The 24,370-nt window shown below is 35.0% G+C and carries 24 protein-coding genes, 4 pseudogenes and 1 riboswitch; of the genes and pseudogenes, 11 read left to right on the plus strand and 17 right to left on the minus strand.

The features are described 5' to 3' along the window. Positions 1-21 precede the first annotated feature (21 nt). Both DJ93_RS00990 and DJ93_RS00995 read right to left on the minus strand, forming a co-directional pair. On the minus strand, positions 22-666 hold the full coding sequence (locus DJ93_RS00990) for an alpha/beta family hydrolase (protein ID WP_042984087.1): 645 nt from the start codon (positions 664-666) through the stop codon (positions 22-24). Between the two features lie 21 nt (positions 667-687). Then, the gene (locus DJ93_RS00995; protein ID WP_042978786.1) at positions 688-1,155 is read right to left on the minus strand and encodes an NUDIX hydrolase; all 468 of its coding nucleotides are present in this window, start codon (positions 1,153-1,155) and stop codon (positions 688-690) included. Positions 1,156-1,366: 211 nt separating this feature from the next. Between DJ93_RS00995 and DJ93_RS01000 the strand changes: the two are divergent. Together DJ93_RS01000 and DJ93_RS01005 are read left to right on the plus strand one after the other, a co-directional pair. Further along, positions 1,367-2,192, plus strand: a pseudogene (locus DJ93_RS01000) (DUF4240 domain-containing protein). 120 nt (positions 2,193-2,312) lie between these two features. Next, positions 2,313-2,522: pseudogene (locus DJ93_RS01005) on the plus strand (NlpC/P60 family protein); the annotation flags it as partial. Positions 2,523-2,679: 157 nt separating this feature from the next. On the opposite strand, the gene DJ93_RS01010 reads toward DJ93_RS01005, so the two are convergent. Together DJ93_RS01010 and DJ93_RS01015 are read right to left on the minus strand one after the other, a co-directional pair. Further along, positions 2,680-3,600, minus strand: coding sequence for a macrolide 2'-phosphotransferase (locus DJ93_RS01010; RefSeq protein WP_042978788.1), 921 nt, complete (start codon positions 3,598-3,600; stop codon positions 2,680-2,682). Positions 3,601-4,138: 538 nt separating this feature from the next. Beyond that, entirely contained in the window at positions 4,139-5,164 is a 1,026-nt protein-coding gene (locus tag DJ93_RS01015) for an SDR family oxidoreductase (RefSeq protein WP_042978789.1), read from the minus strand. Between the two features lie 346 nt (positions 5,165-5,510). Between DJ93_RS01015 and DJ93_RS01020 the strand changes: the two genes are divergently transcribed. Further along, the gene (locus DJ93_RS01020; protein ID WP_042978790.1) at positions 5,511-6,146 is read left to right on the plus strand and encodes a CPBP family intramembrane glutamic endopeptidase; all 636 of its coding nucleotides are present in this window, start codon (positions 5,511-5,513) and stop codon (positions 6,144-6,146) included. Positions 6,147-6,365: 219 nt separating this feature from the next. Here the strand turns inward: DJ93_RS01020 and DJ93_RS01025 are convergent, their stop codons facing one another. Genes DJ93_RS01025 through DJ93_RS01040 form a run of 4 tightly spaced genes read right to left on the minus strand, consistent with a single transcriptional unit; the run spans position 6,366 to position 9,153 of the window. Beyond that, the gene (locus tag DJ93_RS01025) at positions 6,366-7,307 is read right to left on the minus strand and encodes a serine hydrolase domain-containing protein (RefSeq protein WP_042978791.1); all 942 of its coding nucleotides are present in this window, start codon (positions 7,305-7,307) and stop codon (positions 6,366-6,368) included. Positions 7,308-7,330: 23 nt separating this feature from the next. Then, a complete protein-coding gene (locus DJ93_RS01030) occupies positions 7,331-8,221 on the minus strand; it encodes an AraC family transcriptional regulator (protein WP_042978792.1) in 891 nt (296 codons plus the stop codon). Between the two features lie 48 nt (positions 8,222-8,269). After that, positions 8,270-8,740, minus strand: a complete 471-nt coding sequence (locus tag DJ93_RS01035) for a GNAT family N-acetyltransferase (protein WP_042978793.1) — start codon at positions 8,738-8,740, stop codon at positions 8,270-8,272. A gap of 17 nt (positions 8,741-8,757) precedes the next feature. After that, a complete protein-coding gene (locus tag DJ93_RS01040; RefSeq protein WP_042978794.1) occupies positions 8,758-9,153 on the minus strand; it encodes a DUF3980 domain-containing protein in 396 nt (131 codons plus the stop codon). 96 nt (positions 9,154-9,249) lie between these two features. Here DJ93_RS01040 and DJ93_RS01045 point away from each other — a divergent pair, with 96 nt between their 5' ends. Beyond that, complete coding sequence (locus DJ93_RS01045) at positions 9,250-9,714, plus strand: NUDIX hydrolase (RefSeq protein WP_042978795.1); 465 nt, start codon at positions 9,250-9,252, stop codon at positions 9,712-9,714. An 18-nt stretch (positions 9,715-9,732) separates the two neighbouring features. Here the strand turns inward: DJ93_RS01045 and DJ93_RS01050 are convergent, their stop codons facing one another. Next, positions 9,733-10,644, minus strand: coding sequence for a DMT family transporter (locus DJ93_RS01050; protein WP_042978796.1), 912 nt, complete (start codon positions 10,642-10,644; stop codon positions 9,733-9,735). Between the two features lie 124 nt (positions 10,645-10,768). On the opposite strand from DJ93_RS01050, the gene pdxR reads away from it, so the two are divergent. Continuing rightward, on the plus strand, positions 10,769-12,211 hold the full coding sequence (pdxR, locus tag DJ93_RS01055; protein WP_042978797.1) for a MocR-like pyridoxine biosynthesis transcription factor PdxR: 1,443 nt from the start codon (positions 10,769-10,771) through the stop codon (positions 12,209-12,211). 52 nt (positions 12,212-12,263) lie between these two features. Here the strand turns inward: pdxR and DJ93_RS01060 are convergent, their stop codons facing one another. The 5 genes from DJ93_RS01060 to DJ93_RS01080 form a co-directional block, all read right to left on the minus strand. Further along, positions 12,264-13,088 carry a DUF2785 domain-containing protein gene (locus DJ93_RS01060; protein ID WP_042978798.1) on the minus strand — a complete coding sequence of 275 codons (825 nt, stop codon included), beginning with the start codon at positions 13,086-13,088 and terminating at the stop codon, positions 12,264-12,266. A 129-nt stretch (positions 13,089-13,217) separates the two neighbouring features. Further along, positions 13,218-13,889, minus strand: coding sequence for a nucleoside/nucleotide kinase family protein (locus DJ93_RS01065; RefSeq protein ID WP_042978799.1), 672 nt, complete (start codon positions 13,887-13,889; stop codon positions 13,218-13,220). Positions 13,890-14,032: 143 nt separating this feature from the next. Beyond that, positions 14,033-14,776, minus strand: coding sequence for a metallophosphoesterase family protein (locus tag DJ93_RS01070; protein ID WP_042978800.1), 744 nt, complete (start codon positions 14,774-14,776; stop codon positions 14,033-14,035). Positions 14,777-14,822: 46 nt separating this feature from the next. Continuing rightward, a complete protein-coding gene (locus DJ93_RS01075; RefSeq protein WP_042978801.1) occupies positions 14,823-15,728 on the minus strand; it encodes an aminoglycoside phosphotransferase family protein in 906 nt (301 codons plus the stop codon). A 14-nt stretch (positions 15,729-15,742) separates the two neighbouring features. Next, on the minus strand, positions 15,743-16,540 hold the full coding sequence (locus DJ93_RS01080) for a VOC family protein (protein ID WP_042978802.1): 798 nt from the start codon (positions 16,538-16,540) through the stop codon (positions 15,743-15,745). A gap of 205 nt (positions 16,541-16,745) precedes the next feature. On the opposite strand from DJ93_RS01080, the gene DJ93_RS01085 reads away from it, so the two are divergent. Continuing rightward, entirely contained in the window at positions 16,746-17,648 is a 903-nt protein-coding gene (locus tag DJ93_RS01085) for a sulfite exporter TauE/SafE family protein (RefSeq protein WP_042978803.1), read from the plus strand. A 62-nt stretch (positions 17,649-17,710) separates the two neighbouring features. Here the strand turns inward: DJ93_RS01085 and DJ93_RS01090 are convergent, their stop codons facing one another. Then, positions 17,711-18,160, minus strand: a complete 450-nt coding sequence (locus DJ93_RS01090; protein WP_042978804.1) for a GNAT family N-acetyltransferase — start codon at positions 18,158-18,160, stop codon at positions 17,711-17,713. A gap of 385 nt (positions 18,161-18,545) precedes the next feature. Continuing rightward, a riboswitch (Lysine riboswitch) is annotated at positions 18,546-18,737 on the plus strand. A gap of 112 nt (positions 18,738-18,849) precedes the next feature. Between DJ93_RS01090 and DJ93_RS01095 the strand changes: the two genes are divergently transcribed. The 3 genes and pseudogenes from DJ93_RS01095 to DJ93_RS01105 all read left to right on the plus strand — a co-directional run bounded on the left by DJ93_RS01095 (position 18,850) and on the right by DJ93_RS01105 (position 21,397). Next, complete coding sequence (locus tag DJ93_RS01095; protein ID WP_042978805.1) at positions 18,850-20,316, plus strand: amino acid permease; 1,467 nt, start codon at positions 18,850-18,852, stop codon at positions 20,314-20,316. A 123-nt stretch (positions 20,317-20,439) separates the two neighbouring features. Beyond that, on the plus strand, positions 20,440-21,009 hold the full coding sequence (locus DJ93_RS01100; protein WP_042978806.1) for a GNAT family N-acetyltransferase: 570 nt from the start codon (positions 20,440-20,442) through the stop codon (positions 21,007-21,009). Positions 21,010-21,091: 82 nt separating this feature from the next. Further along, a pseudogene (locus DJ93_RS01105) lies at positions 21,092-21,397 on the plus strand (iron-sulfur cluster biosynthesis family protein). Between the two features lie 49 nt (positions 21,398-21,446). On the opposite strand, the pseudogene DJ93_RS01110 reads toward DJ93_RS01105, so the two are convergent. Then, positions 21,447-21,954: pseudogene (locus DJ93_RS01110) on the minus strand (DUF2716 domain-containing protein). Positions 21,955-22,149: 195 nt separating this feature from the next. Between DJ93_RS01110 and DJ93_RS01115 the strand changes: the two are divergent. Further along, positions 22,150-22,914 carry a methyltransferase domain-containing protein gene (locus tag DJ93_RS01115; RefSeq protein WP_042978807.1) on the plus strand — a complete coding sequence of 255 codons (765 nt, stop codon included), beginning with the start codon at positions 22,150-22,152 and terminating at the stop codon, positions 22,912-22,914. A gap of 213 nt (positions 22,915-23,127) precedes the next feature. Beyond that, on the plus strand, positions 23,128-23,748 hold the full coding sequence (locus DJ93_RS01120) for a cephalosporin hydroxylase family protein (RefSeq protein ID WP_080743300.1): 621 nt from the start codon (positions 23,128-23,130) through the stop codon (positions 23,746-23,748). Between the two features lie 30 nt (positions 23,749-23,778). Here DJ93_RS01120 and lepB read toward each other — a convergent pair whose 3' ends face one another. Continuing rightward, positions 23,779-24,300, minus strand: coding sequence for a signal peptidase I (gene lepB / locus DJ93_RS01125; RefSeq protein ID WP_042978809.1), 522 nt, complete (start codon positions 24,298-24,300; stop codon positions 23,779-23,781). Positions 24,301-24,370: the final 70 nt, after the last annotated feature.

Here is a 24,370-nt window from a genome sequence, read left to right on the forward strand (position 1 = left end):
TGCTTATATTGAAACATTAACCTAGTTTGTCCTAACAATATCCCCAAGTTTTTCTATCACTCTTGATATTGCTACAATCGAATTCTCTGTTTCAAATTCCCCAACATTTAAAGAATGATTTGCGTTTTTCACAACCTCAATCTTTAAATTCGATTGATCTAATTGCTCAATTTGATTTGCATTATATTGATGATCTTTGTCTCCAATTACTAATAGCCCTTCGTGATGACTATGTAAGATGGAATCAAAAATCGAATCAAGCGTTAGTAAAGGTGTAAGTAATATCATTTTTGATTGTAAATATTCCACCCTCTTCATTACATCATTTGCAATCGGAATTGTTCCGAGTGATTTCCCTAAAAACATCGAATGGTTGTATTGCCCACTTTTTAATACTTCATTCATTACAGGATTAATATCATCCATCATTATTTTCGTTACTTCTTCCATTGTTTTTTTCATTAACTGTTCGTCGTAAGAATAATGAATATGTACTACATCTATTTTATTTTCAAGCATTAACATCGTTGCATAATAAAATAATGGCTTATCATAATTGTAGCCTGAACCTGAGAACATAAAGCAAATCGTTTTAGAACCCTTCTCTATATGTGTATAACGAATCACTTTATCGTTTATATGTATCTCCTTTTTATTCCCTTTCACCATTTCCCCCTCCGAACACATTTAATTTTGTAAAACGATATGCTCTGTATGAACTGACAAATCTTTTACTTTATCTTTTATAAATGCTGGCTGTAAGTTATATGTATTTAACTCTTCTACCGGCACCCACTTAAACACATATGTTCTATCCTCTTCTTCTAGAATATATTGATCGGCTCCATTCGCGGGTAGTTCATGCAGCTCTACTTCATAGTAAAAACTAATCTCATGGAATTTCCGCTCAGAAAGTGTAAAGAAATTTTCTACTGACCATATTAATCTCTTAACTACAATTGGAACGCCTAGTTCTTCTGCAAGCTCCCGTCTTAATGCATCTTCACTATTTTCTAGCATTTTCACTCGTCCGCCTGGTACGTACCAATAATCTTCACCGTCATCTTGCAAAATAAGAATCTTATTATCGTGTTTACAAATTGCTCCGACTCGGTAATTAAAACGTGTTTCCTCTACTTTAAACGTAAGATCCATGACTTTGTACCACCTTTATGTAGTTTTAATATGAAACGATTTCAATTACAAATAATTATGCTAGAAAGCAAATGGTTTAGATGATTACATTACATATGATATATATAACATTCATAAAATAAGATTATCAAATATTTATACTCCTCTCAATGTTTTTTGATAAAAAGCATTATTCTTACTATTAATCCGACACTTTTATACTTTAATACATATGATACAATCACAATACACACTAGAAAAACAATGTGGGGGTACGAATGAAAACGTTTATATTTCCAACAAACTGAGAAATCGAATAAGTTTTGAAAAATTGTTGTGAAAGATAGAGACTATGTTGTGTTTTATGGAAAAATCGCACAGCTGACAGTGTGAAAGCTAAAGAGTTTAAAACAGAAGAAGAATGTATAAAAGAAGCTAATAAACTCATTGCTTCAAAACGAAAAAAAGGATATACGAACCCTATCGCTGGGGAAGATTACATAAAAGAAAAAACAATAACCGAAGAAGAATTTTAGGGACTTCTCACTCGTGCGAAAACGAAAGGAGAAGACCAAAAAGAACAATTAGAATGCTTAACCTCTCACCTCACTAAACGAACGGTACACGAAATTATAGCTTTTGACACGCATATGCATCGAATTTTAAAAGCTTCCTATACTTCTCATTTCTGGGCAGCTACTTATATTATTATGGGCGGTTGTTCAAATGATTGCTTTGATTACTTTCGTGGGTGGCTATTATTTTAAGGGAAAGAAACCTATGAAGCATGTATTGAAGATCCAGAACGCTTATTAACCGTAAGAAAATATGGGAGTAGATGATGTTCCAGATATGGAAGAGCTGTCTCTATATTACGGCCTAACAGTATACGAAGAAAAAACACGAATCAATGATTTACACTCTACCGCGTATTATCAAATGAAGAATTCGAAGAGATAGACATCGAATTTGACTGGGACCAAGAGGACGAAGAAGGATTGAAAAAGATGTTTCCTAAGTTACGGGAAGCGTATGGTGAAGATCCGATTGAGTGGTAGATTTATTATTGCCGAAAAAAGCCTTGTTTATATAAACAAGGCTTTTTTCATAGCATTATAACAGTACAGTCATTTTGCTAGTGACTTTCTTTCATGTGCTCATATATTTTTCAAGTTGTAAACTTTCCACTTCCAACAGGCGATGATTTAGTGAATATTAGGAAACTATTTTTAAGATTGCAGTATATATGGGCTGGAGCAAGTTGTTTCGGCTTTGATCGTTCTAGTTTTACACATAAGATTTACAAATCTCATGGTATTACAATTCCACGTGACTCCGGTCCGCAATCAAAAGCAGGAATTGCTGTAGAAAGAGGAATTTCACAAAAATTTCAAAATCCCACTATTTATAAATTAGCGGGATTTTGAAATTATCTTATTGTATATTTAACGTACTTTTCCATCTTCAAATGTGTAATAGTCAAAAGCTCAACAACTTGAGTATACTTCCCCTCACAACGTAGCTACTTTCCCACAATTTAATTTACTATTTTTTATCTATCCCCAAAGCCCCACGTGCCATCTCCATATGTGCTTCTTCCTTTGTCTGTAGTGCAAACAATCCAATCATGACCGGATAAGCAGCACCAAGCTCAATAATATGTTCCAGCATTCTCGACCAAACTTTTCCTCCTGCTTTTTCATATTCGCTTAACAATATTTTTAAATTATCCTCTCCAAAGATTGTAAGGTACAGGGTAAAATCAGTTGCTGGGTCTGTCACTTTCGCTTCTGTCCAATCTAAAAGACCTGTTACTTTAGTATTTTCATCAACTAAAATATGCGGTGGATGTAGATCGCCATGAACAAATGCAGAGTGCTTTGGCCAATACGATTCATCCGCAAGCCATGCTTGCCAACGATTCCATAGTTCATCCGAAACACCAAGTTGTAATTTTATTTGATGCATTCTATCTATTAACAATTGCTTTGCTTCAGTAGGTTGAAAAACTTCTATTCCATGTTTAGCCACTTCATTAAAATCAATCGAATGCAAGACAACAAGTGACTCAGCTAGTGATCGAACAAACGTCATAGGCGGTGGATCATTTTGAATGTGCCACACATAATTTTGTATTTCTAAATCAATCACTGCTGCAGGGGTACCCTTCACTAATGGATAAGCAATTAATTCTGTTGTGTTGATTTTCCAATTTGGCACTGCAACAGGTATATATTTTTGAACAAGCTCTAGTATTTTTCCTTCTAACGCGCCCCTTTCAATAACGTCTGCTCTTCTTGGTTTCCGAAGAACCCATGAAACGCCCTTCTCATCAGTAGCAAAAACAACTTGAAAATCCATTCCAGATTCATTTAATTGAGCGCTCTTTTTATTCAATTGTAAGCCATTCTTTTTAGCGATTTTTAAAATTCCTTCTATATTTTTCTGTTCATTTGCATTTGTCATAGATCATACACCCCTTTAAATTTTTTCATATAAGTACAAAAACCACAGGCTGGTTGCCTGTGGTAGAGTAAACAGAATCAGTTTTCACAAACAAACTGAAAAACCTCTTTTTTACATATAAGTCTTCTCAATCTTATGAATGGTCTTTAGATAAAATGAAATAACTTATGATTCACACCTTATCACTTAAAATAATTCATCAGAAAAGTAAAAGCAATTATGAATCATATGGCATTGTTTATTATATTTGTAAAGACACCAAAAAGAGAGCAGTTTTGCCCCGCTCTCTTTTTACGCATCACCCAAATAGGGTTCACCATAAATAGGCAGACCAATCCCGATTCCCCTGTACACAGGCAGAGTCTTTGCAGCACTATTCAATTAGCGGCTCAAAGTATGAAATTGGAATCTAAAAATGCCATCAGGTAACCCCTTCCATTCTTTTTGTTGCTTACATCATACAATGATTATATGTGTTTCTCAATAAAAAATGAACATATCACTTATACATTGATTTTAAAAAATATTTCCACTGAAATTATAGATTCCACTTTTCCAGTAACTCCTTCTCCCTTTCATCTGATATCCCTGCCTTTAATTCCACAACATTCATACCTTTCATCCACTCATGCACATCATAAACAGTATCTTTTAAAGGTCTAAAAGCAAGGCCTGCATTCATAGCATTCTCTATATTTACTGAGAATCCCCCTTTCCAAGGCTCTGTTTCACCTTCCAACGGGAATGTTTCTGGAAGCCATAAAGGCATCTCTGTCCATGGCTGCACTTTATGTTCATTCATAAATGATTCATCTGCCCAAACGAATTCAGCCTCACTATTCGTAACCTTTTTACACGTATTTAATAGTTCTTCCATCGTCAATTCATAATTCGGACCTGTTACATTGAATGTACCTGCTTTATTATTTTCTGCCATGTTTAGTCCAAAGCTTGCGACATCTTTTATATCAACTAACTGTACTGGACGTTCTTTCCTTCCTGGAACTAACACTTTTCCGCTCTTTTCTACACGCTGAATCCAGTATGGGAGTCGATCTGTATAATCAAACATTCTTGAAAGAAGTCCTGCTCTTATGTGTAAAACACGATTTGGCCAATATTTCTCTGCCTCTTTTTCACATAACACTTTAAGCGCCCCATAATGCTCATAAGGAGATATTTCACCATTCTCTACAGCCTTTACCTGATCACTCGGCAGTTCAGGCTGTAATGTATATCCTTCTTTTATGTGATGCGGAATCCAATCTTTATATACGGAAAGACTAGAGATGAATATATACTGTTTAACATTATCTTTTAGTACTTCTCCTACATTCTTAATATGATGTGGAGAAAATCCACACGTATCTATGACCGTATCCCATTTTCGATTTGCTAAACTTGATACATTACCATTTCTGTCACCGATTAACCGCTCCACTTCAGGAAAAATTTCACTATTCGTTCCGCGATTAAATAATGTAACTTCATGTCCTCTCTTCAAAGCCTCTTCTACGAAAGCTCTTCCTAAAAAACGTGTACCACCTAGAATTAAAATTTTCATATTTTTCCCCCATTCACGATAAAAAATCCTTTCTTTTGTTTAACGATTTTTCATTGTGGAAAGTTACGGGGATGGTTTCATTTTTTCTACAAGTTCAATATATGTAATTTCGACACTTTTTCTACCTTTAGAAACAATAGGATGGAAATATTCATTCTGTCGATTTTCATTTCATATATAATTAAAATATCAGATATTCGATTAACAATTTATACATATTTAGGTAGGTGAAAAATATTAATAAAAATAGAATTTATCATTCAACAGTATTCATTTTTTTCTCACATCGCTTGTATATATCATCTTGCTAAACATAGAAAATGGTCGTAATTATTTAGGGTTTACGATGGTTGTTCCGCTGTTAGCAGTTATTTTATATCAAAAATTATATAAAAAACAAAAAATAGTTCATACATTTGGTATTTCACGTCCAACATTAAAAACACTAATTTTCTCCATATTATTTCCACTACTTCTAGGGCTATGTCTCCATTTTTATTTTTATATTTATGATATAAAATTCTTATTTAATCATTGGAATGAATTAGGATTTCTCCTACTCATTGGTCTTACAATTGGATCTTTATCTGCATTATTAGAGGAGATTATATGGCGTGGGAATTTTCATTACCATTTACGAAAAAAATATTCATTTATGCAAACAGCTATAATTACAGCTTCGCTTTGGTCTTTATGGCATTTACCAGTAGCAATCTTCTATAAAAACTATGAGTTTTGGTTTGTAGGAATGTTAAGTTATCACTCATTATTATTTATATTATCTATAATTTTGACGTATATGAGAGAGTATGGACGTTCCGTAATAACACCTGCAATTTTACATGGTATGTTTAATGTATTTTATTTAACAGATGGAGTACAAAACAAGTGGGATGCCAGCCTAATAGAATTAATTAAATTTATCTTGCTAGCAATTGTGTTTGGCATGATGTACCTTATACATCGAAAGGTTAAAGAATAATTAACAATTACAGAAAAAAGGCGTTTCAACTTTCAGTTTAAAGTACCTTAATTAGCTCATAAAGTACTTCAACACCTTTCAATTATTTAATAATCGTATAGGTGTTGAAGTTTTCTAATCTTAATTGAACGACTTCTTTCTCACAACACTTATTTCTATCATGGAGAACAAAACAAGTATAGCTAAACCTTTTATTCTCATTTTCATAAAATAAACATATTAATCTTTTAAATAAGGAAGTATGCATTCTTTAATTAACTTCCATCTATCCCCTGCATTCGCCATAACTTCCGACGCAATCACCACCACCAATTCCCTCTCCGGTACACAACAAATCACATTCCCACCATCACCCATTGCACAATAAGAAGAAATCCCATCCTCTTCTCGTAACCACCATAAGTAACCGTATTGATTCGTATTCATTTCCGTTGATTCTTTTATCCATGACTTTGAAAGAATTTGTTTCCCATTAAAAGTTCCTTCATTTAAATATAACCGCCCAAACTTCGCCATATCTCTAACTGTTAACGTAAGTCCCCAGCCGCCTGTTGAAATACCGTTTGGATCGTGAACCCATCCTTTTACATCTTTTCCGAATAAGTCATCGAATCCAAATGCTTTCATATTGTAGTCTGGAATTTCTCTCATACCGATAGGCTGAAATAAGTGTTCGTTCGCAAATTCACGCGCACTTTTTCCTGTTGTGCTCATAATGATTGCAGATAATAGATGTGCTCCTGCAGATGAATATTTAAAAGGTCCAATTTCTCCGCCTTTTCCTGCCCTATTTAACGTATACTGCACCCAATCCTGTTGTGTACATAATTCTTCTAACGGTTCCTGCCAGTCCGCATAAGGATATGGAGCTGTCATTGTAAGAAGGTGCCGCACTGTTACTTCAGATGCCTTAAGATTATATTCAGGAAAAAATTCTATTACTTTTTGATCAACGCTTTTTATATATCCTTTATCTATACATATCCCAATTAGCGCAGAGATTATCGTTTTTGTGACAGACGCTACATGAAATGCATCATCTGGACCGTGGCCGTTATAATAATTTTCAAAAACAATATTACCTTTCTGCATTGCTAACATACCATTAATATTTTCATATTCTTCTTTTATCTTATACTCCAACTCTTGAGCAGTTTTCATTGTTCTTCCCCTTCAATCTATGATTAAAAAGGTTCGATCGGTACATATATATCAACTATATGTTTATGTTCTGGGTGCTGTCTTGGATCATTTTTATACACTTCAAAAGGATACAAATCTCTCGGTTTATATCCGCTATTTGGCAGCCATTCACCGTATAAGAAATCCCATGCCCCTTTATATTCGTCTTGGAGTATTTGAAAATGGCCTACCGCATACTTTCCTGACGGTATTTGCATTATTCCAATGTCACTCGTTCCTACTGAGGATTCATCTGGAATTGTTATACATAGACTTGTTCTTAAATGATAGTCTTCTGTAAACTCATGATGATCATGATAAATTGTTAAAACCTTCCTATCTTCGAATACATGATAGTTTTGCCCCGTTGCATAATGAAATAGTTTCTCTATCATTTTCGGAAAAGCTATAGCTAAATCTTTATATGTACCTACATGTCTTATGTATGCGACGTTTATATTGTCCGCTGTTACAATTTCAACATTCCCTCGAACCTTCTTACATTCATTGTATTGAGAAGTTTCGCTTACGTCTTTGCAATTCTTGCTATTGTGATTTCTATAGTTGGACGGACTTACACCGTAATAAGTTTTAAATGTCCGGGAGAAAACTGCTGAATCCGTGAACCCAAAATGATAAGCAATGTCTGTAATCGTCATATCCGGCCGATAAGTAAGTAGATGGGTTGCCCTCTCTAGTTTTAATCGATTCACATACCGAGATAATGGCTCATCCACTATCCCTTTAAAAATTCTATGAAAATGAAACTTTGAAAAGCCTGCCACATTCGCCAAATCTTCAATAGACATTGAATCATTTATATGTGATTCTATATAATCTTGTACTTTATAAATACGCCGTAAGTACTCACTTCTACTTTGAGAACTCTCCATATTCATACCTCCTCACAACAAAAAAGCTAACAACACGTTAGCCCATATTTACACATATTTTAAAAATAATACTCTACTCCTGCCGTTCCCATCATAATTTGTATGTACGGATACACCTTCTATTTCATCATCCCCAGCTTCAATTTGAAAACCAATTTCTTGATGAAATTGTATCGAATTTTTATTAACTGGTGACGTGATTGCTTTTACAACTTTACGGTTGTTTGCACGAGCGACATCGAAGAAATAAGAATATAATGTCGATGCAATCCCTTTTCTTCTATGCTTCGGATTTACACCGATAAAGTGAACGTACGCTTCCTCTTTATATGTTTGCGAAAAGAATCCGCATAAGAAACCTAATGTTTCTCCCTCTTCTTCAATGATGAAACTCGTTTCGTGAAAGTGAACGAAAAATAGCTTTGGTAACATATCAGCCATATTTCTTCCGCCCCACCAATCATTTAATACGGAATGAATCTTTTCATAATCTTTCCCTTGAATGTTTCTTACTCGCATGAATTTCTCCCTCTCACTCACTTCATTTTTTCATAAATTTTAATAACCGTTTCTACTAAAAGAATGAATACCCAAATACCAGAAAATACAAGAACAGACTGGAATATGGATCCTAGTATAATAACACCAACTGATCCTGAAAATGATCTTTCAGCAAAGCCTGGATCATGTATAAGCGATCCAGCAGAAAAAGCCATTAAAATAGATGCTATTAAATAAATAAAACTCATTATTTTTAATATTTTTATAGAAAGATACGAAGTTTGTTCTTTCTCCACTTGTGATAATTCGATTTCCCCACTCGCAATTCCTTTTTGCAAACAATCTTCACATAACAATTCTTCATTTATTTTTTTACCGCCATGTATAGTACCTGTAATTTCCTTACATCGTGAACATTTTCGATTGATCATTTTGTTGTCACCCCAATCTAATTTGATTATACTTACATAATTCCGATTTCACCTTATTATTCCTTTTATGTATTTTATAGAGAAATGAGGTGTTTTATGATGTCTAAACTCACTTTCGGTTATAAAAAACCTACTGTTCAGTATGTATTACGACCTAGTTGCTATGCGGTTATTTTTAATACTACTTGTTCAAAAATGGCTATTATCCAAAAAGGAGAACGTTACTTTTTACCTGGTGGCGGTATGGAGGGTACTGAAAAAAAAGAAGACTGTTTGCATCGTGAATTACAAGAAGAATTAGGTTGGACAATAGAAATCGAGCGATATATCGGTAATGCAGCACGATATTTTTATGCAGAAAAAGAAGATACGTATTATTTAAATGATGGTTATTTTTATATTGCTCAAAAGATACATTCATTTAAAACATATGAAGAAGACCATCTTTTACAATGGATGCCCCCATTACTTGCTAAAGAACATTTATTTCACGACCATCAAAAATGGGCTATTGAACAAGTTCTTTTATTGCAAAAACAAAAAGGATCTCCTTCTATATGAAAGAGATCCTTTTTACCTTTAACTTACTTTTTTCAAATTGAGAGCTGGCTTTTTTATCCCGCCTTTTTTTACCACATATAACCCGATAAATATAACAAGTCCACCAACTAATTGCATCAAGTTTATCGTTTCTCCAATTGTTACTGCCGCAAAAATAACTGCGAACAGTGGAACAAGATACATGTATACCATTACTTTCGTTGATCCTATTTTACTAATACCGACATACCACATTGCGAGTCCAAAGATTGTCGCAAAGACGATAGAATATCCTAACGAACCCCAGCTTGGCATATCTACTGGCCACGTTAACGTATTCACATTAAATAAACAATATACAACAAGAGGTACAATTCCAATTAATGTAGACCATGATGTAACTCTCATTGCAGAATACTTTGTAATAAGAGGCTGCGCCAAAATTGGATACCATCCCCACGCAATTGCCGCGACTAATCCAATTAAATTCCCAAGCCACGCATACTCATATGAAGCTCCTCCTGTATGCCCTGTTAATAAAACAAGTGCTGCACCAATAAAGGACAATATAGAACCAATTTGAACTTTCATCGAAAAACGTTCTTGTTTGTGTAATACCGCTAATATCCCAGTGAAAATAGGTGACATCGCAATCAATAATGAGGCGTTCGTTGCTGAAGTATATTTTACAGACAACATAAACATTGTTTGATACATTGTCGTTCCAACTATACCGACTGCTAATAATCGTAACCAATCTTTTCTTTCAATACGCAATGAGCGTTCCATAAAAAATGTAATAAGTAATAATACCGGAGATGCCACTAAAAATCGTAAACTATTAAATTGAATGGATGACATAAATGCCACACCGTACTTTCCTATCGTATAATTCGCTCCCCATACTAAAGCAACTGATACTAAGAGCCATTCCATTTGCCATCGTTTCATCCGAATCTCCCCTTCCATATTTAGCATAGTAAAATTGGCTGGATATAACACCGTCCAATTGGCTGTTTTTTCACCCAGCCAATTTGCTATAATTGATGTATATAAGAGATGCGGAGGCGTTTTTATGGAATGGAAGCTAGATAGTGACAGTAATGTCCCGATTTATCAGCAAGTTGTTGACTTTATTGAAAGACGCATTATGTACGGAGAGCTTCCTCCAGGTAGCTTCCTCCCTTCAGAACGAAAATTAGCTACTCAGTTAAATGTGAACCGTAGTACTGTAACGACTGCTTATAATGAACTTCGCGCTATGGGGATTGTAGAAAGCACGACTGGACGAGGTACACGTGTAAGTACACATATGTGGGGCGTTTCGCCAACATTAACACCGAACTGGAGAGGATTCGTAGAAGGTGGTACATTTTTACCTAATTTACCGTTACTTCGTCATATTCGAGAACAAGTGCAGCAAAATGGTACTATAATCGATTTCGCAAATGGAGAACTCGGTTGTAATCTCTTTCCGCACGAGCAACTACAAGCCATTTTGCGAGAACAGCCTTTAACACAATCATTAAGCTATGATCATCCGCAAGGCTACCTCCCATTAAGACAAGCGGTAGTAAAATATATGAAGGAGTATTTAAAAATCGAAGCGACAGAGCCATCTATTATGATTACATCTGGCGCACAACAAGCACTTCATCTTATCGTGCAATGTTTATTAAACCCAGGTGATGCAGTAGCGTTTGAAAGCCCATCACACTGTTATTCATTACCGTTATTCCAATCTGCAGGTATTCGTATTTTCCCATTACCTGTTGATAAACACGGGATTAATCCAGACGATGTTCAAGAACTGTACCGTAAACACCGTATTAAAATGATCTTTTTAAATCCAAATTTCCAAAACCCTACGGGAACAATGCTTCATCCAAACCGTAGAAAAAAACTGTTATCTCTTTGTGCGGACTTACGAATTCCAATCGTTGAAGATGATCCGTCCAGTTTGCTCACTTTAGAAAATAAACAACCTTGCCCTACTTTAAAATCAATTGACGAAAACGGAACCGTCATTTATGTACATTCATTATCAAAAATGATTGCACCTGGCCTACGCATCGGTTGGCTTGTCGCCCCGCAGTCGGTAGTAGAGCGACTATCAGATGCACGGCATCAAATGGAATTAGGAATGAGCATATTCCCTCAATGGCTTATGCAACAATTTTTCGAAACTGTTCCATTCCAATCACATATAGCACCATTACGAAAACAACTATCACAAAAAAGAGACGTTATCGTAAATGCGCTAAACGAGCATCTGCAAGATAAAATCTCTTTTTCAAATCCGAATGGCGGAATCTACATATGGGGAAAGCTTAATGAACCGATTAACGAAAAACAGCTTATTATGCAAAGCTTAAAACAAGAAATCGCCTTTATGCCTGGCAGTATTTTCGGCGCAAAAGATGGTTACATTCGTTTATCTTACGGAAAAGTAAATATTCATCAAATTGAGGAAGGAATTTCTCGTTTACGTGAGGCTATTATGGTTTGTGAGAAATGAGTGGGAATTTCCCACTCATTTTTCCAGACTGTTGAAAAGTAAATGACATTTTTTAAAATCTATGCCATTTTTTTAAAATCTCCCGTATAGCAATCGTAAACCCAGAGTTCCCTTCTTGTTCTAAAGCTCGAAAATACAAACTTCTTAAGAAAGATCTTATGTTTTGTTCCAAAATATCATTTTGAGAAGCTGGAGCTTCTTCAATGATTGTAAAGCTATGAAGCCAATTGTTCCATTCTTCTTGGGTTAAGAGATTTTGGTTCCATAATGACACTACGGCCGTCACCAATCTCTCATCCTCAAAGTTTATGTATACGTAATCGTGCAGACGAATCTTATGACGAACAGCTGTAAGGAGTGCATGTGAAAATTCGTGATTTCGTATCGTACGCGCTAAAGCATTTAGCGCATCTGCAGCATGTGCAGTAGAGTGTGCCCAGCCTTTTCCTTCTACGTAACCCCTTACATCTTCTTCTAAATAGACATATTCCAGAACTTGTTCTGCCACACTGTACAGTTGTTCTTCAGATAACAACGGTTCTCTTTCATGAACGGATAAAATAAGTGGTGGAATTAGAATTGAGAAAGCACGCTTAAAAACAGAGTCTGTTCCCTTTTCACCAATTTTATAAAATAAATAATCAGGACTAATTGCTTGTAGCATTAATCCTCTTAATTCTTTTTGCCTAAATACATCATCTGTAATCCAGCGTGCAAGCGTACTATAAATCAATTCATCGCGTAGTTCAGCATCCGGTGATCCGATATAATCTAGCATCCACTGCGCATATGGATATGCGTCAACATCCTCTGGTACAGCGTAATTGTTATTTTTAATTTGTTGTAGTTCTTCTTTTAATTCTTGTACTTCCATCATTATATTTCCCGTCCCCTTTTTACGTTTTTTAATTGCCTTATCCCCTGTTTTTCACTTCATAAAATTTATTTCATTATACAAGAATTATAACAACAAATATAAGGCTATACATATATTTATGATTATGCATTACTTGCTTTCATTAAAAACAACTACCGGATTATCAAAATCACTATTACAAAATACAACATCTGCACACTCTTTCGGATTATGCTCTTCTATATACATCCGGCAAGCTGCATGATATCTGTTCAAAAACATTTTTTCAGCTTCTTCATAACTTCCAAAAGCTTCAGTTTCTCGCTTCGCACCACGTTTTCTTGCAATCTCAAAATCTGTATCTACAAAAATTTTATAATCAAATAGAGACCGAATATCTTTTTTAAATAAAAATGTTCCATCTACTATTAACATCATATTAGGTGGAGCCACTAGAGGCTGACTATGTACAAGGATATCCGTTATTAAATTATGAGATATCGTTTCATAACGTAAATCTCCATTAGGTCCTAGAGGCATTAATAACCTTTCTTTAAAGGCTGTATAATCATGTGCATCTTCATAATATCCTCTTGCTGATTCCTTTCCTTGGGCATATCGAATAACCCTCGGGTTATGAAAATCATCAATACTTGCGCGTATTACTTTTTCACCACGCTTTGTAATTTCTTCTACTAGTTCATTTGCAAATGTTGTTTTTCCGGAGGCTGTAATACCACTCACTCCAACTCTTATTGGATGAGTTAAGTTTAACTTTAAAATATGATCAGCAATTTCTTTCATTCGTTTTTGGCGATGCACGATATTCCCTCCTTAATTCAGTTTACATAATATAATTATGATAAATATATTATGTCACTATTTGTCGTTAAGTCGATATCCTTTGGCGAAACGTCGATATATTGAAAAAATCGTTGATATATTTTTATTGCTTTACATATTCCTTACTTCCCTTTAAACCCTCGATACAAAGCAGTCCGTAACTCCTGCTTGTATTCCTCAATTTCTGGCATATGAAGTTCTTCCGCTAATCGAATGGCTAATTCAATATCATACGGCACACGTACGAGTTGAATAGAAAAGCTCGCTGCTTCTTTTTCATTGTAAGTTCCTTCAAAAATTAAATAGGAAGCTTGTGTAATTTCAAGAGGATTTCCTACACTACCAGCATTACATAACGTTTTCCCTCTGAAATTTTGAACGAACGCTTGGTGAACGTCACCGTAGCAAACGACATCTGGTTTTCTTTCCCCTGCTATATTCTCTGTGAGATCACTATTTTCGAACATACTAACACGTTCTTCTCTTGAAGCGTGTGGTTGAATTCTTTCATATAAACTTCTTGGTGAAGCGTGGAACATACGAATAAGTTTCCCACTCATATAAAACTCGATTGAAAATGGTAAACTTCTTAAATACTCATTTTGTTCTTCTAACAGTTGTTTTTGATGCCATTTTAACGCTTCAAATTCAGTCGGTTTTGTAATGAAATCATCCCAGTTTCCCATTACGACTCCTTCACATTCTTTACGAACAATTTCAATTACTTCGCTAGAATGAGGGCCTTTTCCTACTAAATCGCCAAGACAAATAATGCGCTCAATTCCTCTTAATTTAATATCTTTCAGCACAGATTCTAATGCCGGAATATTACCATGAATATCTGAAATTACCGCTATTTTATCCAAATGAACCCCTCCGTCATTTATTGTTTATTCTATCCTTATGATATGATTAATACCATTTCGGAACATAGGATGAAAAATGATTATGATCTTCTAAAATTCGGTTCAATCTCTCTTTCATATCATCTACTAAATGCGGTGTACTTCGATTTGTCCATACGATATCCGCTGGGAATGTCATCGCTGCGTATAATGAATACAGCTTCCAAAAATGGAGCGATGGATCGCCTCCGCAATAACCGTGAACTTGTCCAACCGCAAATGGGTTGCTTATTCTTGTAGTAAAAATCGCTACGTTATAAAAATCGTGTATTGGATCGCCAAAATCATACCCACCAAAATCGATAACGATAAACTCATTATTGTGAATCATACTATTTGCTGGATGGAAGTCATCATGTAAAAATGTGATAGGACGATTTTTCAATAAGTCTTTATGATTCTCTACAAATCTTAATACTGGCTTCAAATCAAGAAAGTCTACTTCATAGTCTGCTAATGCATCTAAGTATCTTTCGTATTTATTCCATCGAAACGTTTCCCACTTATCACTCGCACTTTCTCTTTCTATCGTGTGAATCTTCTTTAACATTTCTCCTGCTTTTCTTCCTACATTATACTGTTCTTTCACCGATAACTTCCCTAAACTCTCTTCACCATTTACACCATCAATCCATTCAAATACTTGAACACATTTATTTAATTCTTCAAGTCTTATGAAATGAATTAACTTCGGCGTTGAGATATGTAATGACTCCAATTGTTTCATATACGTATATTCTTCTTGTTTTCGTTCAAACTTAGCAGAATCACATACTTTTACAAAATACGTTTCTCGATTCTCTAGTTCAATTTTATATTTCTCTTCATGCGAAAACCCTTTTGAAATAGCTGTACATTTAATAATATGAGGCCATTCTAGTTTTCTCTCTATCGCTCTTAACATTTCTTCCACAAAATTCACCTCAATTAATATATGTACATACTACCTAGCACTTCATACTTTCGTTTACTTTCCCCTTTAAACTCCACCGCAAATGGATATTCCCCATACTGCATTAAATGTTCTTTTACTATCCCTTCCCCAATCGGTTCACAAAACTGTACATTGGTGTTCCCAAACAACACACTTTGACACTCTACATTCCACTCTTCATTTCTTACGACTGCACTTACTGTTAGTCCCATTATTTCTTTCCATTCCCGAACTGTTTCTCGAACATTTTTTACCGCATAATGAATCGTTTCAATTTCTTGTACATTGTTTTTATGTTCCGTGATCGTCCCTATTTTACGTAAATCGTTTCTTCGTTCTTCATCCGTTTCATTCCACTGTATAAAGAAAGGAATTTTCGGCCCGCTTTCTTCCTGCTTTACAAATAACATTTTCCATTCCAATAGACGACCATCATTTCTCATACGTTTCCCTTCAAAAGGACCATTAATTTGTAATCCGCGTTCCTCAAACTTCAGTGCTAGTTCTTCAATCTGTTCTGTTCGAATTGCAATTTGCAGCATCCCTTCTCCGTCTTGCAATTTTACAACAGTTTCCTGCACTAATGGATTGTCTGCTTCTTTCGCTTTTTCTTCATGCTGAACTGCTAAAAATTCTATATAAGATAAATCAAAATAACATAAACTATTCCAAGTACCCCAGTTACTATGCTCACCACCTTGCACAGTATGAAAACCTAGTTTTTGCATTTGTTTTGCTGCTTCCTCCGGTGTACAGTGCACAACATGAACAAGATGATCAAACATTAACATATTCTTCTCCCCTTTCTTCCCATCCTTTTATTGTATATTTTCATTAAATTTCATTCAATTAAAAAAAATCAAATTCCTAGTTGATTTATAAGATTAATATGCATTATAATAAAAAAATCAATATAAAGCTGATTGGAAAAACCAAAGGCTCTTTTCTCACACGAGAAAAGAGCCTTTTTCATTTATTATTACAGGGGGATTATACATGCAGAAATTAATTATCTTTGCTATTATTGGATTTTTCGCTCAATTGATTGATGGAGCACTTGGAATGGCGTATGGGGTAACGTCTTCTTCTTTATTATTAATGTTTGGTATTGCACCAGCTGTAGCTTCCGCTTCTGTTCACTTAGCTGAAGTTGTTACAACTGCCGCTTCTGGAGCCTCACACATACGATTTGGAAACGTTGATAAATATACTGTTTCCAGACTTACATTACCAGGGGCAATTGGAGCTTTTATCGGAGCTTGTTTTTTAAGTAATTTACCTGGTGATTTAATTAAACCGTACATTTCTTTATTCTTATTTACTTTAGGGGTCTACATTTTATTACGATTCATTATTCAAAAACAAATGATTAAGTCGAATAAACGTATGTCCAGTAAGCAACTTATCCCTCTCGGATTATTCGCTGGTTTCGTTGATTCCACTGGAGGTGGTGGCTGGGGACCTATTACTACACCTGTCCTTCTTGCACGAGGAAATGAAGCGAGAAAAGTTATTGGTTCTGTAGATACAAGTGAATTTCCTGTATCTTTAGCCGCAACGATTGGATTCTTCATTTCATTAGGCTGGGAACAAGTGAGCTGGGTTTGGGTATTCGCTTTAATGCTCGGTGGTATAGTCGCGGCTCCAATTGCAGCATGGCTAGTACGCATTGTTCCATCTCATTTACTCGGTGTACTTGTTGGTGGTCTTATTATCTTTACAAATATACGTACACTACTCACATCGTTTAAAGTAGATCCAACTATTATTACTCTTTCTTATGTTGCAGTTGGTCTTGTCGTCATCATTTCTCTTTTCATTTCTGTACGTAACCATTCCCAACATTCGAAACAAACGCATATAAGCTATCCTACTGATCAAAAGCAGCTCTTACCTTAAACACATTTGCTTATTACGTAAAATACCGCTCGATTCATTCGGGCGGTATTTTTATCATACGTTCACTTGTCAAGTTTCCAATTCATCATCGTTTCTGTACTATCCACTCTTTTCATACCTAATTTCTCTAATACACGAATAGAACTATGGTTATCAAGAAGTGTCTCTGCAATTATCGCTTCCACTTCGCCAGTTAGAAACGCCCACTTCATTAATTCATCTACTGCTTCTGTTGCATAACCTTTATTCCAATATTTCTCAATAAATCCGTAACCAATTTCTACTGTATGTTTCTCGTTCGGTTTTCCTTTAAATCCTATATCTCCTAAAACGATGTCATCTTCTTTTCGAATGACAAACCAAACACCCCAAGGTAATAAAGCTGCGTCTTGTTTTACATTTTCTACATGCCCTAAAATATGCGGACCGCTATTGTATCCTTGATTCTTCGCAATTTGAACCCATTCTTCCGTACACGGGATAATATGTAATCTTTCCGTTTCTAATTTCATAACGATGTCCCCTTTTCAATTAAACAGTACTTCAATTTTACTACGAATATAAAGAATATTCACTCTTTATATTCGCACATATGTTTATTCTTTGAAACAAAAGAAAAGCAGTACTCCCTCTTAATAGTTATGTCGAATTATATTTTCTGAATTATCTTTTAACTTTAAAGGGTTTTTCATTATTTTTTGCGAAACATTTGTATAACAATTTATTCTTTGTTTATTGTTACATAAAAATAGGTTCGGGTGGAGTTTTGCAAGCGTTTCCTATACAATAACCGATTTTTTTTGACTTTTCCCTACAAAATTCCTTGCAATATTTTCAGAAAGTCATTACAATTGCCATATATTAAAAATCATAGCAATAAATAAATCCTCATCAATCCGATGAGGTAGAGGTTGCGACTTTTAAGAGTATAACGGCCTAGACACAGAGAATGTCATTGATTCCGTTTGAAAGGAAAAGTTGCCGAAGTTTATATTTCTTCTCTGGAAATATAGGCTGGGGCTGTCTCCGAAAGGAACAGAACTGTCACGTTTACAAAATACCGAGTAAACGTGGGGTGCTATCTTAACGGAAGGGTATGATGGGGTGGTTATTTGTGAAATGTTCCGCCAAATTCCTTTGGCGGTTTTTTGTATTTTTCTCCCCCGCTCCTTCCTATCTTACAAGAAAAGGAGTGTTGAACATGAATAGCGCAACGAATCAAGCTACCTCTAAAACGCAAACTGAACAAGGACAAGGTGAATTAAAACGCGGATTAAAATCTCGTCACCTTACGATGATTTCTCTCGGTGGTACAATCGGTACCGGACTATTTCTTGCTAGCGGTGGTGTCATCCATACAGCTGGTCCTGGTGGAGCTCTAGTAGCATACGCTGCAATTGGAATTATGGTTTATTTTTTAATGACAAGCTTAGCAGAACTCGCAGCATACATGCCTGTTACTGGATCTTTTAGCACGTATGCAACAAAATTTGTTGACCCATCACTTGGCTTTGCACTTGGCTGGAATTATTGGTATAACTGGGCAATTACAATTGCTGCTGAACTTGTAGCTGTAACATTAATTATGAAATTTTGGTTTCCAAATACCCCTTCTCTTATTTGGAGTGGACTTTGTTTAGCCATTATGTTTCTTTTAAATTATTTATCTGTTAAAGGATTTGGTGAATCAGAATATTGGTTTGCACTTATTAAAGTAGTTACTGTTATTCTCTTTTTAATTGTTGGTTTTATGATGATCTTTGGTATTATGGGCGGCGAGCCTATCGGATTTAAAAACTTCACTGTTGCAGATGCACCATTTAACGGTGGGATTATGGCAATTATCGGTGTATTTATGGCTGCTGGTTTCTCATTCCAAGGAACTGAATTATTAGGTGTAGCTGCTGGTGAAACGGCTGATCCGGAGCGCAATATTCCGAAAGCAATTCGTTCTATCTTTTGGCGTATTCTATTATTCTATATCTTTGCAATTCTCGTTATCGGTTTATTAATTCCTTATACGACTGATAGCCTTGCAGCAAGTGATGTAACAGTAAGTCCATTTACACTTGTATTTGAAAAAGCGGGTGTTGCATTTGCTGCATCTGTTATGAACGCTGTTATTTTAACTGCAGTTTTATCTGCTGGTAACTCTGGAATGTACGCATCAACTCGTATGCTATGGGATTTAGCAAGACAAGGGAAAGCGCCGAAATTTTTAGGTAAATTAGATAGCCGCGGCGTACCTGTTAACGCATTAATCGCAACATCAGTAGTAGGTAGTATCGCTTTCATCGCTTCCTTATACGGAGACGGTGTTGTGTATGTTTGGTTATTAAACGCATCAGGAATGTCTGGATTTATCGCATGGGTGGGAATCGCTATTAGTCATTATCGTTTCCGTAAAGCTTATATTGCACAAGGAAAAGATTTAAACGATTTACCGTATAGAGCAAAATGGTTCCCATTTGGTCCAATCTTTGCATTCGCACTTTGTGTTATCGTTATTTTAGGTCAAAACTACGGAGCATTTATGGGAGAATCAATCGATTGGAACAGTGTACTCGTTTCTTACATCGGTTTACCACTATTCTTAGCACTTTGGTTAGGCTATAAATTTACTAAGAAAACAAAAGTGATTCCACTTGATAAATGTGAACTGAAATAAAGTGAAGCCAGCAAACAACCATGTTTGCTGGTTTTTTCATTATAAGTCCTTCTAGAGAGGACACGCTTGATTCATGTCGAATGCTGTATTTCATAGATAAAATTCACATTCAGGAGGTATAATATGTTTGTAAATGCAAAAATTGAAACGGAAAGATTACACATTCGTCCCTATCAGCTTAGAGATGCACCTGCCATATACGAACTACATAAACATCATAAAGTACACCGCTATATTCCGGAGCCTGTATACTCCTACAAAGAAATTGAAGATATAATTCGCTGGAGTATAGACATGAATAAAAAAAATTCTATAAACCATATCGCTAAATTTAACCTTTCAATTATTGAAAAATCTAGTCAAAAAGTAATCGGTTATTGCGGTTTAGGTCCATCAGATTTTGAACCAACTTCAACAGAACTATATTACGCACTCTCCCATAATTCATGGGGGAAAGGTTTTGCAACCGAGGCAACATCTGCCCTTTTACAATATGCTTTTGACGTAATTGGAGTGGAATCTATAATAGCCTCAGTCTTTCCAGAAAATAAAAAATCAATTCATGTATTAGAAAAGCTCGGGTTTGTGTTTAAAGAAGAAGTACAAAACTTAGAAAAAACACTTAAAGATTATGAAGGAATGCTTTATTTTTATATCACCTCAAACATTTACAGTCCCAGCTTTACTGATTAAGCCTTAGTGATCCCCTTTACTTCCCTATTTCTTATGTTTTTGTAATAATAGAATAAGAAATATAAACAAAGGTTGGGATTACATGAACATTCGTATAACTGACGAAGCAAAAGCAGCTCTGCAAAGGTTAGAACATGCAGACAAAAGGATTATTCGTATTAGAGGAACCATGACAAACTCTTGTAGTATTTTTGTTGATGTTGATTTAATTTAGGATACACACAATCCAGATGACGTTGTATATGAAGATGAAAAACTTATTGTACACATGGATACATTCACAAAAGACTATACTGGTGATACTTTAAAACTTGACTATAAGACGACTGGTTTTAGCATTACGACTCCTAGCGAGACGTTGGTGTATGGATTGTCCATTAAAAAATAAAAGGTGCCTATACTTCCTTTTTGAAGTGTAGGCATTTTTTATTTTAACTCTAACGATAAGGGGATTCATTTAAAGAGGATCCCTGTCTTAAAACCTTATGAAACATTTTCGGCTTATATTGATCAAAGGTATGTATTAGTTCTTTTCCAAATATCGTTATACTCTTTTCCCAAGGATGTCCTAAATACCCCCACTTAAAATCCTTCTGAATAAAGAAATTGTAATCTCCATTCGGAAAGATTGGTATTCTCCAATCACCAAATTCATCTCTTTCAAACTTTAAATGTGGATTTACCCAATAACATTCGTGTTGCCAATCAAGTGCCATTATATATTGTGTTCTCTTTAATAACAAGTAACACTTTTTCTTCTAAATCATCATATACATCCAAATCTAACGATTCTCCGAAGTAATTAGAAATATCAAACGTTATATAAGGAGTTGGCACCTTATATGCCAGGAATGTAGAAACACTTGGTGAAAAATCAAAATCACTATATACCTCGTCCCAAATTTCGTCGTACTCTTTATCGGAAAACGGAACCCAATTCCTCATGAAACAACTGCCTTTCCTATCATTAAAGAGGATTTCCACTCATTACTCCCGAATATATAAATAATCATTCTTATTAGGAGCAAATCTATATGAACACATTCGAACATGAAACGTAAAAACGTTTCACCTTAATTAGAGGTCCTCCTGCTTTCTTTTTCTACTATAGCATTCATTAACGAAATAGGAGGACATAACATGAAACAGGATAAATTATTTTTAAATCTATTAGAAAATGCAAATACAAGCTTTAGCGGTTGGGATTTTTCCTTTATTACCGAAACAGGTCGCATGAAAAGTGATTTATTAACTTGGTCATACGGTAGCATGGCCTTTCAACTTATACAACATGCAAGAAAAATGCTAGATATGGGTACTGGTGGTGGCGAGTTTTTATCTATGTTAAAACCCTTCCCGCCTATGACGTATGCAACCGAAGGTTATGCCCCAAATATTCCAATAGCACGAAAGAAATTAGAACCTTTAGGCATCAAAGTTGTAGAAGTAACCGATGACGCAGCTTTTCCATTTCATGCTGAACAATTTGATTTAATTATAAATCAGCATGAATCGTATTCTGCTTCAGAAGTGAAAAGAATCCTTTCTCCAAAGGGGGTATTCCTTACTCAGCAAGTTGGGGGGCTTGATTGTGCTGAAATCAATGAGTATATTGCTGCATCACTTAATCCTGAACTTGCAAACTGGACGTTAAAAACAGCATGTAACGATTTATCCCAAAGCGGTTTTACCATTTTAACAGCGAAAGAAGAATTCCCCCTTCAGCGGTTTTATGATGTCGGCGCTTTAGTCTATTACTTAAAAGCTATTCCTTGGCAAATTCCTGATTTCACTATAGAAAAATATTACGAGAAATTATATAGCATACATCAAATTATCTTACAAAAAGGGTATTTTGATGTAAAGCAACACCGCTTTATTATAAAAGCAACCCATAATAAATGATGAACTCAAAAAAAGATAAAATTTAATAAAAATGAGCAAACTCCTTAATTAGAGAATTTGCTCATTTTTATGTCCTTATTCTTACCTCTCACATACTATAAAGTACAAATTTCATGCACATTTTTTTGTACTAACCGCTAAGCTAAACGAATTGAACTTTACTTTCTTCCTTACATCAAACGAAAGAATCCTTTTTAGAAAGGGGAATTTAAAATCGAAAACGTTAAAAACGAATTTTTAAAACAATATTATGACAGTCTCGTTTGGTTAACTGATACACACTGGCTCGGTGTCCCTATCTGCAAACTTCCCTCTGACCTCTTCTTATATCAAGAAATTATTTACGAATTAAAACCTGATTTAATTATTGAATGTGGTACTTTTAAGGGCGGTAGCGCTCTTTATTTAGCTTCAATATTAGATTTAATAGGCAAAGGGCAAGTTCTAACTATCGATATTACTCCTCAACCAAATCGCCCATCACATCATCGCATCAACTATTTAACAGCTTCTTCTATTTCAGCAACGGCCGTTCAAGCTATATCAAGCATACGAAAACCTGAAGATGTTGTTTTGGTTATTCTCGATTCTGACCATAGTAAAGAACACGTATATAAAGAATTGCAATTATATGAATCCATGGTAACTACTGGTAGTTATATCATTGTAGAAGATACATGCGTTAATGGAAACCCTCTACTTCCTGATTGGGGCCCAGGACCAATGGAAGCTGTGGATGAGTTTTTAGCAAAAAATAATAATTTTATAATAGATGAAACAAAGCATAAGTTTTTCATATCATTTAACCCGAAAGGCTTTTTGAAGAAACTGTAAAAAATATATTTAACGAATCATCAATATAAACTAGTTTAACATTTTCATTTTCGAAAAAGGATAATAGACAAATTCCACCTTTCCAATAATGTTATCTTCCTCAATATAACCTAAACCATTCCGACTATCCCTGCTATACGCACGATTATCTCCCATTACAAATAATTTATTTGGTGGAATCTTTGTTGTTTGTAAATTATAAAACGCTTCCGTATCATTGAATACATCTCTATTAATATACGGTTCATCTTGCTTTTTATCATTTACATATAAAGTGCCATTCGTTATGTTAACTTTGTCACCAGGAAGCCCTATCACTCGTTTTACATAGTACTTAGAATTATCCTCTTCCCTAATAATAACGATTTCTCCGTGTTGTAAGCTAGAAAAATGTACTGCTGCTTTATTTACAAATACATAATCTTCTTCATGTAAAGTTGGTTGCATTGATTTCCCTTCAACCTTACATAAAGTAAAAGAATAGAAGGCTACTACCATCACAAATATGAATAATAAAACTTTCTCCCATCCTTTCTTGATCTCTTGCTTCATACATATTCCCTCCACCAACACACTTTTCATCTAAACAATCTATCACCGCACGATTATGTTCCGTGCAGTG

Origin of the sequence: Bacillus clarus, from assembly GCF_000746925.1 — a bacterium.
Lineage (GTDB): Bacteria > Bacillota > Bacilli > Bacillales > Bacillaceae_G > Bacillus_A > Bacillus_A clarus.